We start from the raw sequence: 14395 nt of genomic DNA, 5'->3' as shown, positions 1-14395 counted from the left end.
TCGAGGGTCGCGCGGTCGAGGGTGGCGCGGTGCTGCCGCGGGGGCGTCGGCGCCATCGGCGGTTCCGGAGGTCGGGCGCCGCCGGCGTTTCCGGGGGTTCCGAAAGTCTCTTGATATGAAGTATCTTGATGTCGAGATTGATTCGGAGGGCGACGCCGACCACGCGGCCGCCATGACGGACACGACGGGGGCCTGCCATGCGGGGGAACGGACTGATCGCGCAGCTGCGGTGCCCGCCGGGCGGGCGGGACGCGCGGACCATGCTGCTGGCGCAGTGCGTCGACCGGACCGGGACGGGGCTGTGGGCGGCCGCCTCGGTGCTGTACTTCACCTACGTGTGCGGGATGGGCGCGCGGGAGCTGGGGCTGCTGCTCGGGGTGGGCGCGGTGGCGGGGATAGCCGGCTCCCCGCTGGCCGGGCGGGCGGCCGAACGGGTGCCGGTGCGGTGGCTGCTGATCGGCTGCCACCTGCTGCGGCTGGGCGCGATGGGGCTGCTGCTGGTGGTCGACGACTTCGCGGCGCTGCTGCCCGTGGTGGCCCTGATCTGCCTGGCCGAGCGGGCGGCCAAGACGCTGGAGATGCTGTTCGCGACCCGGGTGGCGGGCGAGCGGCGGGCCACCTACCAGGCGCTGTTCCGCAGCGTCGCCAACGCCGGGTACGCGCTCGGCGCCGGCATCGCCGCGATCGGGCTCGCGGCCGGGACCACGGCCGCCTACCGGACGCTGATCCTGGCCAACGGGCTGTCCTACGTGCTGGCCGCCGTCCTGGTCCGGCGCACCCGGGAACCGTCCGGGCAGGGCCTGGTCGCCGCGCAGGGCGGGGAGGAGCCCGGACCGGGCGGCGGCGGGGAGCCGTCGGCCGTGCCGAGCCCCTGGCGTGACCGCGGCTACCTGCTGTTCGTGCTGCTGGACGTGCCGCTCAACCTGGACGACTCGATCCTCAACGTCGGCCTGCCGCTCTGGCTGGTCCACCACACCGGCGCGCCCCACGCCGTCGTCCCGGTCTTCCTGGTGCTCAACACGGTGCTCGTGGTGCTGCTGCAACTGCGGGTCTCGGCCTGGGCGGAGGGCCCGCGCGGGGCGGCCGCGGCGGTGCGCTGGTACGGGGTGACGGTGCTGGCGAGCTGCCTGCTGCTGGTGCTCGCCACCGGCGCCGGGCCGTGGGTGGCCTCGGCGGCGCTGCTGGCCGCGGCGATGCTGGTCACCCTGGCGGAGCTGCTGCGCTCGGTGAGTTCCTGGGAGCTGGCCGTCGTCCTGGCGCCGCCGGGCGCCCGGGCCTCGTACCTGGGGGTCGCCGGGATGTCCCAGTCGGTGCAGAAGTCGGCGGGTCCGCTGCTGCTGACCGGGGTGGTGATGGCGGCCGGGCCGGTCGGCTGGCTGGGGCTCGGCGCGGCGACCGTCGGCCTCGGCGCGCTCCAGCGCCGGGCCAGCCTGCGGCGGCTGGCGGAGCTGGGCCGGGTGGGAGCCGGGCAGCCGCGGCCGCGGGCGGTCGGGCAGCCGTCCGCGGCCGGCTCGACTGCCCGGCGTCGAGCGGCGTCAAAGGGAGACGCGGAAACGCCCTCGATCAGGTGAGTTGCGGGCTCTCCGGGGCGGAGGGAAGCCAGGGTGGCGTTTATGATCATCCGAATTCGCCCTGCCGCCAGTGCGGTTGCGATCGCCTGCGCCCTCGTGCTCACCCCGGTGAGCCCGGCCGTCGCCGCCCCCGTCGCCGGTGCCGCCCCGTTCCGCTGTCTCGACCCCAGCGGGAGGGGACTCTGGAGCGGCCCGCAGTGTGATGGGCTCCTCGTCCGTGAACTCGACACCGGGGCCGTCGCCATCGTCCTGGACGGACGCCGGATCGACTTCGCCGACGAGGCCGAACTGCGCGCCGACGGCTGCGCCGACCGGTCGGCCGTCACCCTCCCCGCCGGTGCCCTCGCGAGCATCCCGGCGGGCCCGGACCCGCTGTACGCCGCCGTGGACCGCCAGGTGGACGTACCCCGCACGACCCCCGCTCCGCACTGGCGCAAGGACTGCCGCCCGCTCTTCCGCTCGGACGGCCGAGACCCGTCCGTCATCTTCGACCAGGGATTCGGTCCGAAGGACGTCAACGGCCAGTACGACATCACCAGTTACGTCCTGCAGAACCAGCCCTCGCCGTTCGTCAGCACCACCTACGACCCCGCGCTGTACAAGAAGTGGAAGAAGGTGCCCTGGGACTACTTCATCGACGCTCCCGGCGGCATCGACGTCAACGCGACCATCGGCGACCAGCACAAGTACGCGGACCAGCTGGAGGTCGCCTTCCCCGGCGGCGTGGACCGGCACTTCATCCGCAGGGCCTGCCCGGTCGACCGGGACACCGCTTCGCTGGTCGAGTCCGGGTGCGTGGACAACCCCGGCTACCGGCCCTGGCTGCGCTGATCGCGGGCCCAGCCCCCCGGAGAGGCGAACGGCGCCCTCCGCACCGGTGTGGTGCGGAAGGCGCCGTTCGGGTGTCCGGCTCCGCTCGGGGCCGGGACCGCTCACGGGCGGGCCCGGGGCCCCGGGGGTGGGAGGCCGTCCGTCAGAAGCGCCAGACCTGGTCGGCCCAGCCGGCGTTGCAGTCATATTGCGTGGCCGGTGCGCCGTTGTTGTTGTTCGCGGCGAGGACGACGAGGCAGCGATTGCTGAACTTGTTGCGGATCAGGTAGCCGCCGCCCGTCACCGGGTCCAGGTTCCAGACCTGGTCGGCGTAGCCGGAGTTGCAGTCGTTCTGCGCGGCCGGTGCGCCGTTGCCGCTGTTGTTGGCGTAGACGACGAGGCAGCGGTTGCTGAACTTGTTGCGGATCTGGTAGCCGCCGCCCGCCACGTCGTTGAACTCCCAGATCTGGTCGGCGTAGTTGGGGTTGCAATCGCCCTGGACGGCCGGTGCGCCGTTGACGTTGTTCGACGAGTAGGCGAGGAGGCAGCGGTTGCTGTAGGAGTTCTTGATCGACTTGCCTCCCGGAGTGCCCAGGAAGACCGGTGGCGTCGCGAACCCGGTGACGCGGCCGGCGACGCTGCTGCCGTTCACGCCCGGCCAGAGCTGGAGGGCGCCGGTCGGCGAGAGGGTCCACAGGTCGGCGAGGCCCTTGCCGCTGATGTCGCCGGAGGAACCCACGGTGGGGTACTGGGCGGCGGTGAACCCGGTCCCGATGATCGTGCCCTTGGTGGGGTCGGCCAGGGCGGAGTAGTTGGTGGAACCGTCAGCGTTCCTGGTGATCGGGTAGGCGTGGATGCGGCCGTCGCCGCGGTCGCGGGCCCACAGGGTGGGCTGGCGGACGGGATCGGCGTCGGTGCCGGTGTTGCCGTTGGCGGGACCGGGGCCGATCAGGTCGAAGTTGCTCCAGTCCCCGGTGGAGACCTCCTTGTCGGTCCCGTTGAGCAGACGCGCGATGGTGGTGCCCGGCGGGAAGAGCCAGAGCTTGTTGCCGATCACCGCGAGCAGGGAGGTCCTGGTCAGGACGGTCTGACCGGTCGCGTCCTTGGTGTACTCGCCCTCCGGGGTGCCGATGGCGAGGATCTGGGTGGTCGTCGACCAGTCGCCGCCGCCGAAGTCGGCCGGGCAGCCGCCGGGCAGGGGAACGCCGTCCGCGTCCTGGCAGACGGGGGCGGCCCCGCTGGTCTTGCCGTTCTTGAGGAACGGCACCCGGGTGCTGAAGACACCGTGCCCGTTGTTCTGGTAGAGGTACATGAACGGGTCGCCCGGCGGGTGCGCGATCAGTTCGTCGGCGTTGGCGTTGCCGCGCAGGGAGCCGCGGTGGGTGATCTGGACGTTCTTCCAGCCCTGGCCGCCGGGGGCGACGGTGTCGGTGCCGGAGATGCCGACGGCCGTGCTCGGGTCGAGGGACGGCTGGACGAGCAGCAGCTTGCCGGTGGCGTCGGGCACCAGGATGTCCGGCTTGCCGTCACCGGTGAGATCGCCGAACATCGGCAGGCTGCCCGGCTTCCACGGCGCGTAGTAGGCGTAGGCGACGGGCTGGCTGTAGTTGCCCGCGTTGTCCTGCGCCTGGACGTAGAGGATGTTGGTGCCCCACCGGCCGGGGGTGAAGGTGAAGCTGCCCTGGGAGGCCGGCACGACCCCGGTGTCGACGTTGTTGGCGACGCCGGTCCTGCTGTCGTCGCACCGCCAGCCGGTGGCGGGCGTCGAGTTGGTGGTCCAGCGGAAGCAGGCGAGGCCGGAGTGGCCGCCGGCGGGGCCGCCCGCCGGGTCCGGGTCCGTGCCGGAGAGGGTGAAGGTCCCGGCGTCGGAACTGTACTTCGAGGGCGTCGGGTTGGGGGTGCCGACCGGCGGAAAGTCGGTCGAGGTGACGGAGACGGTGGGCGGGGTCTTGTCGACGCGGAAGTAGCACCACGGGGTCTCGGTCGAGCCGAGGCCCTGGCTCGGCGGGTCGGCGTCGTAGGCGTTCGCCGTCCAGCCGTACTGGTGGCCGTCCGAGAGGGAACCGACGTTCACGCTGACGCCGTTGGGGTTCCAGCTCCCGGCCCAGCCGCTGTCACCGGTGAAGCCGAACGAGGAGTCGTTGTCGTCCCACATCCGGAACACCGTATGGAGGTTCATGTTCGCCGGGGACCAGTTGCTGGCGGTGAGGGTGATGTTCTGGTTGGCCCCCACCCAGCCGGGGTTGGTCCACGGGTAGGCGCCGCCCGAGGTGCACTCGCTCTGCTTGCCGTCCGAGGCCGTGCCGGGCGTCGGGGACGTGCGGGGCCACCAGATGCTGGGTGCCAGGTCGTAGTTGGTGACGACGTACGGGTTGGTCGAGTAGTGCTGCCGGTAGAGCTTGTTCGACTCGTCGTCCGGGGCGATCCCGATGATCCAGCTCGTCCACGACCAGCCGGCCTTCTCGCGGACCGCGTTGGTCACGTCGTAGTTGACCGGCCCGTTCCCGATGACCGTGGTGACGGGGGAGGCGATCTTGGAGCAGCCGCCCATGGTGCCGCCCCCGTTGCAGGGCTGGTTGTTCCAGTTGGTGCCGCCGTTGATGGTGCCGTAGGCGCCACCGTCGGCGATGCCGCCGGCCAGGTACACCCCGAGCGGGACCTGGGTGCCGGGGCTGGCCGCGCTGGTGACCGTGGTGTACAGCGTGGAGCCGTAGATGGTCGGCAGCGACGGAGCGCCGTTCGGCTTGGTGCGGAGCTCGGCGGGGATGCCGATCTGGTAGTAGATGCGCTCGCGGCCGCGGCCGCTGCAGTCACTGTAGCCGCAGTAGCCGACCCCGAGGCTGCTCATGTTGCTGGTGTAGCTGGAGCCCGGGTTGTACTCCTGGACCTGGGCGTAGGCCTGGGTGCTCCCGGCGACGCTGATCGTCGGGTCGAGGTACCAGGGGCCGGTGCCCTTGCCGAACGTGGTGGCGTCGGGGGTGAGTTCGATGCCGGTGCTGTCGGCGGCGACGGCGATCTTCGACACGACGGCCGCCGTCCCGGGCGCCTCGGCGGTCGACCTGTCGGCGGGCGGAGCGCCGTTGTCGGCGGCGGCCGCGGAGAGTGATGCCGCGCCCCTGCTCTTGGCGGCGGCCGGGGCCTGGGGGGCCGAGGTGCTGGAGTCCCACTGGTACGGGGTGGCCGCGTTGATCCGCACCGCGCCGGTCTCGTCCTTGAGGGCGATGCGCCCCTCGGCGTCCGTCGTGGTGGTCAGGCCGCCGGTCGTGGAGATCGGGAAGCGCAGCTTCTTCAGCGCCGGGTCGGCGGCGGCCTCGGCGGTGCGCACGATGATGACGTCGCGCCAGCCGCCGTTGGGGAGCGCGGTGACCTGGAGGTCCACGTCGGGCCGGAGGACGCCGTGGTAGGTGGCGGTCGGGCCGGAGAGCGTGGGCTTCGGCAGGGCGAAGGGGAAGGTGACGGACAGCGTCTTGCCGTCCCGGGTGGTCAGGGTGGCCATCGGGCCGGTGCCGCCGCCGGAGAGGGTCAGCCCGGTCGAGGCGACGGCGGGGCTGAGGCTGCCGTCCGGGTTGCCGCGCAGCGTCGCGTCGAGGTCCGACCAGGTCTTGCCCTGCTTGGTCCGGACCGGCTGTGCGGAGGCCGTGGTGGTCAGGGTGCCGTTCGGATTGACGAGCGTCTGCGAGGTCTCGGTGGTCAGGGCGTCGACCACCGCGGGCTTCCCGGTGGCCTTCGCCGTGGATCGCGCCGCCACGATGGCCTGCTGGTCAGCCGTCAGCTCGGGAGCCGGACCGGCCGTGGACCGGTCGACGGGCACGGGCGCCGGACCGGCGCCGAAGGGGTCGGTGTCGGCCTGCGCGGCGGGGGCGGCCAGCATCGCGGCGCCGAGGATTCCGGCGGTCGCGGTGGCGACGAGGTTCCCGAATGTGAATCTCCGTTTGTGTGGTGACCCGCCGTGACTTGTCTGATTCATGTTGAACATGGGATGGGTTCGGCCCCTTCTCGTCGGTCGCACCCGGGATGGACGACGTTCGAGCCGGAACGATGCTTGGGATGAGGCGCCTGGTCAAATGGCATTCCGTCCTGTCCGTCGATGTCCCATTTGGTTCCGTGACCAATGGTCAAAATCAGGTAAAGAGTCGCAGGGCGGGTCCGGAGGGGGGCTGCGCGATGATCATCTTCGGTCCTAGAGTCCCCAAGGCCGGGCGCACGTCCGTGCGCTGACGGCCATTCATTGGCACCAGAGCACGGGGAGTGCACGGTGGGGATTTGGCATGCCCGAACACGGGTCGGGCGTTGGCTAGGGGGACGGAACAGTTGGCTGAGTCTGATCAGCCTGCTGGCGGTCCTGATGACACTGCTGGCCGCCCCGTCGGCCGAGGCGCTGGCCTCGCGCCGTCCGCAGGGCAAGATATGGGTGCCGCCGAACACCCCGCGCGGCAGCGGGATGAAGGCGGTCAAGGGCACTGACCTGGTGCCCGGCAAGCCCGCGGCGCCCGCTTACCCGGTGCCGTCGGAGTGGAAGCCGGACGCGGCGAAGGCCGCGGCCCCGGGCTCGGCGACGGTGGCGATCGGCTTCGACTCCGAGGCCGCGCGCGCCGCACGGCAGGCCACCGGCGGGGGCAGTCCGGTCTCGGACGGCTCGGCCCCGGTCAAGGCGGCCGGCCTGCCCGTCGCCGTGGCGCCGGCCAAGGGTGACGCCTCCGCCACGCACAAGGTGCGGGTGGAGGTCGCGGACGCGGCCAAGGGCTCGGCCGCCGGGCTGCGCGGACCGGTCGTCGCGCTCACCGACGCCGATCCGGCACCCGCCGGGTCCGGTCGTCCGGTCAAGGTCGACCTCGACCTCAAGGCCACCCAGGCGAGTTCCTGGGCGGACCGCGCCCGACTGGTCGCGCTGCCCGCGTGCGCGCTGACCACCCCCGAGCGCCCCGAGTGCCGGGAGCAGACCCCGGTCGCGTCCACCCTCGACGCCGCCACCGGTGTGCTGAGCGCCGAGGTCAAGCTGCCGAGCGCCGCTCCCGCCGCCCTCGCGGCCGGTTCCGCGCCCGCCGCCGCGCCCGCCGCCGCGCCCGTCGCCGCGCCGATGGTGCTGACGGCGGCCCCGGCCGCCGACGGCCCGATGGGCAGCTACTCGGCCTCCCCGATGACGCCGTCCGCGGCGTGGGGTGCCGGTACCAACATGGGCAACTTCACCTACTCCTACGGGATCGAGGCCCCGGCCTCGATCGGCGGCGCGGCCGCCCAGGTGGGCCTCTTCTACGACTCCTCGTCCGTCGACGGCAAGACCTCCTCGACCAACGCGCAGTCCTCCTGGATGGGCGAGGGCTGGGACTACCGGCCCGGCTACATCGAGCGCAGCTACAAGAGCTGCGACACCGCGGGCATCACCAACTCCGGTGACCTGTGCTGGGCCGGGCAGATCGCCTCGCTCAACCTCGGCGGCCACTCGGGCGCCCTGGTGCGCGACGACAAGACCGGCACCTTCCGCCTCCAGGGCGACGACGGCACCCGGATCGAGCGGCTCACCGGCGCGGCCAACGAGGCCCGCAACGGCGAGTACTGGCGCGTCACCATCACCGACGGCACCCAGTACTACTTCGGGATCAACCACCTGCCCGGCGGGAACCGGACCGACCCGGCGACGAACTCCGTCGCCTACCAGCCCGTCTACTCGCCGAACAGCGGGGACGACTGCTACGACGCGGCCAAGGGCAAGTCCTCCTGGTGTCAGGAGGGCTGGCGCTGGAACCTCGACTACATCGTCGACCCGCACCAGAACCTGACGACCTTCGCGTACCAGCAGGACGTCAACTACTACAGCCGCGGCGGTGGCCAGAACAACGGCACCGGCGCGCTGACCGCCTACGTGCGGGCCGACCAGGTCACCGAGATCGGCTACGGCCAGCGCCTGCCCGAGCAGATCGCGGCCAACGGAACGGCCAAGCCGGCCGCCAAGATCGTGTTCAGCACCGAGGAGCGCTGCAGCGCCTCGGGCAAGGTCACCTGCACCAAGGCCGAGCGCGTCGTCGCCAACCAGTCCAACTGGCCCGACACCCCGCTCGACCAGGCCTGCGCCGCCTCCGGCGCCTGCACCAACTACTCGCCCACCTACTGGTCCCCGCTGCGGCTGTCGAAGATCGCCACCCAGGTGCTCAGCGGGTCCGCGTACACCACGGTCGACACCTGGGACCTGAAGTACTCCTTCCCCGACCCGGGGGACGGGACCAAGCCCTCGCTGTGGCTGTCCTCCATCACCCGCACCGGGAGCAACGGCCAGTCGGCCATCGCGCTGCCGCCGGTGACGTTCACGGCCCGGCAGGTCGCCAACCGGGTCGACGGGCTGGTGCCCGCCGCGCCGATGTTCAAGCGGCCCCGGATCCAGCAGATCACCACCGAGACCGGCGGGCAGATCAACGTCGTCTACGCCGAGCCCGAGTGCACCCGCACCGGCAACCACATGCCGGCGTCGGCGGACAACAACCAGATGGCCTGCATGCCGGTGAAGTGGCACCTGCCCGATTCCTCGGCCAAGGACCCGGTCAGCGACTGGTTCCACAAGGTCCTGGTGTCGGACGTGACCGAGAAGGACTCGATCACCGGCACCGACCTGATCAAGACCACCCACTACGAGTACGGCGGCGGCGCTGCCTGGCACCGCAACGACAGCGAGCTCGCCGACCCCAAGACCCGCACCTGGGACGACTTCCGCGGCTACCAGACCGTCACCACCACCACCGGTAGCGGCAACGCGGGCGAGGCGCCCAAGACCCAGAGCGTCAGCACCTACCTGCGCGGCATGAACGGGGACGTGACCGGGAGCGGGACGAGGAACGTCTCCGTCTCCTTCACGCCCTACCCCGGCGCCGCCGCCGTCACCCACACCGACGACCCGTGGCTGACCGGATCGGTGCTGGGCAGCCAGACCTTCGACCGGGCCGGCGGCACCGTCGTCTCGGCGAACTCCACCTCCACCAGCGACCCCGTCGTCACCGCGACTCGCGCCCAGTCGGGGGGCATGCCGGACGTCGTCGCCCGGTTCACCGCCACCAAGACCACGGACAAGAGCTACGGCCACCTGGCCGACGGCTCCTGGCGCACCACCACCAAGGTCCGCACCTCCGACCCCGATCCGGACCACGGCAACCGCCCGCTCCAGGTCGACGACCAGGGCGACGGCACCCCCGGCGCGCCCGAGACCTGCCTCACCACGACCTACGCCAAGAGCACCGACCCGATGATGGTCATGCTGTCCTCCGGGACCACGACCGTCGCGGGCCCGTGCGGCACCAAGGCCGGCACCGGCACGACCCTCTCCGAGACCCGCGGTTACTTCGACGGGCAGCCGTTCGGCGAGGCCCTGGGCACCGGTGACCCGACCTCCTCGTGGACGGTCGACCACTACGACGCCAGCGGCCAGGCGGTCTACGCCCAGCTCACCACGACCACCTACGACGCCTACGGCCGGTCGCAGTCGGTGACCGGGCCGGACGGTGCCACCACCACGACCGCCTACACCCCGGCCACCGGCTCGCTGCCGGTCAAGACCACCGTCACCGGTCCGATGGGCGCCACCTGGGCCACCAGCCAGACCGTCGACCCCGGGCGCGGCCAGCCGCTGGTCTCCACCGACGAGAACGGCCGCGCCGTCACCCGCAAGTACGACGCCGTCGGCCGGCTCGTCGCGGCGTGGCAGCCCGACCGGCCCACCACCGAAGCCGCCAACTACGTCTTCGAGTACGCGCTCAACGGCACCACCGCCGCCTCCGTGGTCACCACCAAGACCCTGCGCGAGGACAAGAGCTACAACGTCAAGACCGAGCTGTACGACGGTCTCGGCCGGATCCGGCAGACCCAGCGCACCACCGCCCTGGGCGACGACGGCCGACTGATCACCGACACCGCCTACGACTCGCACGGCTGGGCGATCAAGACCTCCGAGGAGCACTTCGACCCGAAGAACCTGCCGAACGGCACGGTGTTCGTGTCGCAGGACTCCCAGGTGCCCGCCCAGACCTGGGTGACGTACGACGGCATGGGCCGCGCCACCACCAAGGCGTTCATGTCCTACGGGCAGCAGCAGTGGGTGACGTCGGCGGCCTACCCCGGCGTCGACCGCACCGACACCACCCCGCCCCAGGGCTCCTTCCCCACCAGCGTGTTCACCAACGCCCGGGGCAAGACGTCCCAGATGTGGCAGTACCGGACGGCCACGCCGACCGGACAGGCCTCGGACGCCGACGTCACCTCCTTCGCGTACACGCCCTCCGGTGAGATCGCCAAGCGCACCGACTCCTCGGGCAACGCCTGGACGTACGCCTACGACCTGCGCGGCCGTCAGACCAGCTCGACCGATCCCGACACCGGCACCACGCAGACCAGCTACGACGCGGCCTCCAACATCGCCTCCACCACGGATGCCAAGGGCAACGTCCTCGCCTACTCCTACGACGTCCTCGGACGCAAGACCGGCCTGTACACCGGCTCCGTCTCCAGGGCCAACCAGCTCGCGGGCTGGACCTACGACACCGTGTCGGGGGCCAAGGGCAAGCCCGCCTCCTCGACCCGCTACATCGGCGGGGCCGACTCCGGCAAGGCCTACACCCAGGCCGTCACGGGCTACGACACGGCCTACCGTCCGCTCGGCAGCACCACGACCATCCCGTCGAACGAGGCCGAGCTCGCGGGCACGTACACCACGCACAACGAGTACTCGGCGGTCCTCGGCTCCCTGGAGCACACCGACCTGCCGGCGATGGGGGGCCTGCCCGCGGAGGGCATCGACTACCTCAACACCAACACCGGTCTGATGATCTCCTCCGGTGGCCTGAGCACCCTGGTCACCGACGTCCAGCACGACGAGCTGGGGCGGCCGATCGTCACCACGGTCGGCGACATCGGCAAGGAGGTCGTCTCCACCCAGCAGTACGACGCCGCGACCGGGCGCCTCGTCAACTCCTACCTGGACCGGCAGCTCGGCACCACCACGCTGGACTGGACCTCCTACACCTACACGCCCTCCGGCCGGATCACGTCCGTCAGCGACGTGCAGAACGCCCTGGGCACCGACACCCAGTGCTTCACCTTCGACCACCTCGGACGCCTGACCAACGCCTGGACGGACACCGGCGGCACCACCACCCGGCCCAGCGGAAGCTGGACGGACACCAGTGGCCACACCACCGGCAGCGGTAGCCCCACCTCCGTCCCCGGCATCGGCGGCTGCACCAACGCCAACGGCCCCGCCGTCAGCGGCAGCCCGGCCAAGACCTCGGTCGGCGGGCCGGCCCCGTACTGGCAGAGCTACACCTACGACGCCACCGGCAACCGCACCGGCCTGACCCAGCACGACCCGGCCGGCGTCACCGCCAAGGACATCACCACCGTCCAGACCTTCGGCGCCCCCGGCTCCGTCAACACCAAGACCAGCGCCCCGAACACCGGCGGTGGCACGGGCGGTCCGCACGCGCTGCTGACCAGCACCACCACCTCCCCGGCCGGGACGAAGAAGGCCACCTACCAGTACGACGCGCTCGGCAACACCACGGCCGTCACCGACACCACCGGCACCACGTCCCTGACCTGGGACGGCGAGGACAAGCTCGCCACGGTCACCAAGACCGGTGAGTCGGAGGGGACTTCGTACCTCTACGACGCCGACGGCAACCAGCTGATCCGGCGCGACCCCGGTCGCACCACGCTCAACCTCGGTGCCGACGAGCTCACCCTGGACACCAGCAAGTCCGGTTCCAGGTCGATGTCCGACGTGCGCTACTACAGCGCGCCCGGCGGCATCACCATCACCCGGGTCACCGCGACGACCGGTGGCGGCAAGATCGTCTACCAGTGCGCCGACCCGCACGGCACCAACGGCGTCCAGATCGCCACCGACGCGGCCCAGACCGTGACCCGTCGGCCCACCGACCCGTTCGGCAACCCGCGCGGCACCCAGCCCGACCCGGCCACCTGGGCCGGCGACAAGGGCTTCGTCGGCGGCACGCTGGACCCGTCCACCGGGCTCACCAACCTGGGAGCCCGCGAGTACCAGCCCCTGACCGGACGGTTCCTCAACCCGGACCCGCTGCTGGGCGACACCGATCCCCAGCAGTGGAACGGGTACGCCTACAGCGGCAACGACCCGATCAACGCCAGCGACCCCAGTGGCCTGTACGGCAGCTGGTGCGCGACCCGGGAGTGCGCGGAGGGGACCACCAAGGGCCCGGCCGGCTTCTGCGCGACCATCGAGTGCGCCATCGGCACCTCGGGCACCGACCCGGCGGCCCTCCACCCGACCACGATCAGCAACGGTTCGGGTAGTGCGGACAACGGCGGTTCCGGTGGTGGTGGCGGCGGCGGTGGCGGCGGTGGCGGCGGTGGCGGCACCAGCGGTGGCGGCGGTGGTGGCGGCGGCAACGGCCGAGGCACCCAGAAGTGCGGCTCGTGGCTGTCCTTCTCCGGCATCGGCTGCCACGCCAGCAACGGGGCCAAGCGCGCCCAGAACTTCACCACCGACCACCCGGTCGTGCGTGAGATCGTCGTCGCGACGGTGACCACCATCGCCGGCGCGGTCTGCTACGGCGGCGGCGCGGCCAGCGGACTCGCCACCGGTGGCACCACCACGGTGGCGGCCGCCGCAGGCTGTGGCGCGGCAGTGGGCGCCCTGGGAGCCGGTCTCAACAACATGTTGGACGGCAACGCGGACCACTCGACCAAGGCCGTGTTGACAGAGGAGCTGACCGGAGCGGCCTGGGGCGCGCTGGGCGGCGCCGTGGGGGCGAGGACCGGGTGCAACAGTTTCCCGGCCGGTACCCAGGTGCTGCTCGCCGACGGGAGCACCAAGGCCATCGACCGGCTCGCCGTCGGCGACCAGGTCACGGCCACCGCACCCACCACGGGTGAAACGGTTCCCCAGCCTGTCGTCGCCACCATCACCACCCCTGACGACCAGGAGTTCACCGACCTCACCATCGAGGCCAAGCCTGGGGACCGAGCCCCGCCGGCCGGTGCCCTGGCCCCGGCTCAGACCCTCACCACCACCTGGTACCACCCCTTCTGGGACGTCACCACCGACCGGTGGACCGGCGCCTCCGAACTCCAGCCCGGTGACCAGCTCCGCCAGCCCGACGGCAGCACCATCACCGTCACGGCCGTCCGGAACTACCAGCAGGCCGACAAGGTCACCTACAACCTCACCGTCGACCAGTTCCACACGTACTATGTGCTGGCGGGGGCCACGTCGGTCCTGGTCCACAACTGCGTCCCCGACGATCTCCGCGGCTATGCGGACTTCCTCCGGCGCTACTCGAAGAAGAACGGTGTCATGTATGCCGCGAAGTACACGTCGCCTTCGGGGCGGAGTTACTTCGGCTACAACGGACACGATCTGACGCCGGAGCCGGGTGGACTGCTTGAGTCCGTCACCAACTCCTTGGGCAAGGCAGGGCACACCGGGTGCGCCGAAACGATGTGTCTCATTTTGGCCGAGCGGGCCGAAGGGGCCGCAGGAATCAAGGGTGGGCGCTTCGATGTGTCGAAGGTGCGCGGCCTCGCCTCCGGGGGCACCGCACATGGCACCGAAGGATACGCATGTTCGACGGCATGCCAACCCAGGCTCGATTTCCTGGGTATCAGATACCGAAAGAACCCCAAGCCCTGATAGGAGGCCGATATGTCCGTAGCGGATGACGTGCGGAACTTCGAGGAGTCGGCAAGGCGTCTGGTCGACGTGGTCTTCACGGACGACACGGCCTACTTCGACGCGTTGCCGTCAGTGATCGACCAGGAGCTCGGAACTCCACTGGGGGGCCTGACCGCTGCCATCGAGGAGGGGCGAAGCCTGGCCGACGTGCGTGTCGCCGCGACGTTGGTCGTGGAAGTGGCCGAGGACTTTCGTGCGCAGATGCCGGAAGACCTCGCTCTGCTGATTGACGATCTGAGCGCGGCGCTGCGGCGACTCGGGTAGTTTCAGTGGCCGGCCCGCAGAAGTGAATGCGCCACGGAGGCCCCGCCGGACTGATCCGGCG

The 14395-nt window shown here is 71.3% G+C and carries 5 protein-coding genes; 4 read left to right on the top strand and 1 reads right to left on the bottom strand.

Translation table 11 applies throughout. The features are described 5' to 3' along the window. Positions 1-197: 197 nt before the first annotated feature. Together ACFRMQ_RS14290 and ACFRMQ_RS14285 are read left to right on the top strand one after the other, a co-directional pair. Positions 198-1571, top strand: coding sequence for an MFS transporter (locus ACFRMQ_RS14290; protein WP_380730614.1), 1374 nt, complete (start codon positions 198-200; stop codon positions 1569-1571). A gap of 42 nt (positions 1572-1613) precedes the next feature. Further along, on the top strand, positions 1614-2402 hold the full coding sequence (locus tag ACFRMQ_RS14285; RefSeq protein WP_380730612.1) for a hypothetical protein: 789 nt from the start codon (positions 1614-1616) through the stop codon (positions 2400-2402). Positions 2403-2544: 142 nt separating this feature from the next. On the opposite strand, the gene ACFRMQ_RS14280 is transcribed toward ACFRMQ_RS14285, so the two are convergent. Continuing rightward, complete coding sequence (locus ACFRMQ_RS14280) at positions 2545-6252, bottom strand: RICIN domain-containing protein (RefSeq protein WP_380730610.1); 3708 nt, start codon at positions 6250-6252, stop codon at positions 2545-2547. A 474-nt stretch (positions 6253-6726) separates the two neighbouring features. On the opposite strand from ACFRMQ_RS14280, the gene ACFRMQ_RS14275 reads away from it, so the two are divergent. Continuing rightward, entirely contained in the window at positions 6727-14028 is a 7302-nt protein-coding gene (locus ACFRMQ_RS14275) for a polymorphic toxin-type HINT domain-containing protein (protein ID WP_380730608.1), read from the top strand. Between the two features lie 12 nt (positions 14029-14040). Beyond that, positions 14041-14334, top strand: a complete 294-nt coding sequence (locus tag ACFRMQ_RS14270) for a hypothetical protein (RefSeq protein WP_380730606.1) — start codon at positions 14041-14043, stop codon at positions 14332-14334. Positions 14335-14395: the final 61 nt, after the last annotated feature.

Source organism: Kitasatospora sp. NPDC056783 (assembly GCF_042789895.1).
GTDB lineage: Bacteria > Actinomycetota > Actinomycetes > Streptomycetales > Streptomycetaceae > Kitasatospora.
This window is presented reverse-complemented; position numbering and strand designations above follow the sequence as displayed.

Bases quoted from the DNA above. Each gene is read 5' to 3' on its own strand.
- ACFRMQ_RS14290 (WP_380730614.1), top strand. From the start codon at position 198: ATGCGGGGGAACGGACTGATCGCGCAGCTGCGGTGCCCGCCGGGCGGG.
- ACFRMQ_RS14285 (WP_380730612.1), top strand. From the start codon at position 1,614: ATGATCATCCGAATTCGCCCTGCCGCCAGTGCGGTTGCGATCGCCTGC.
- ACFRMQ_RS14280 (WP_380730610.1), bottom strand. From the start codon at position 6,252: ATGCTGGCCGCCCCCGCCGCGCAGGCCGACACCGACCCCTTCGGCGCC.
- ACFRMQ_RS14275 (WP_380730608.1), top strand. From the start codon at position 6,727: ATGACACTGCTGGCCGCCCCGTCGGCCGAGGCGCTGGCCTCGCGCCGT.
- ACFRMQ_RS14270 (WP_380730606.1), top strand. From the start codon at position 14,041: ATGTCCGTAGCGGATGACGTGCGGAACTTCGAGGAGTCGGCAAGGCGT.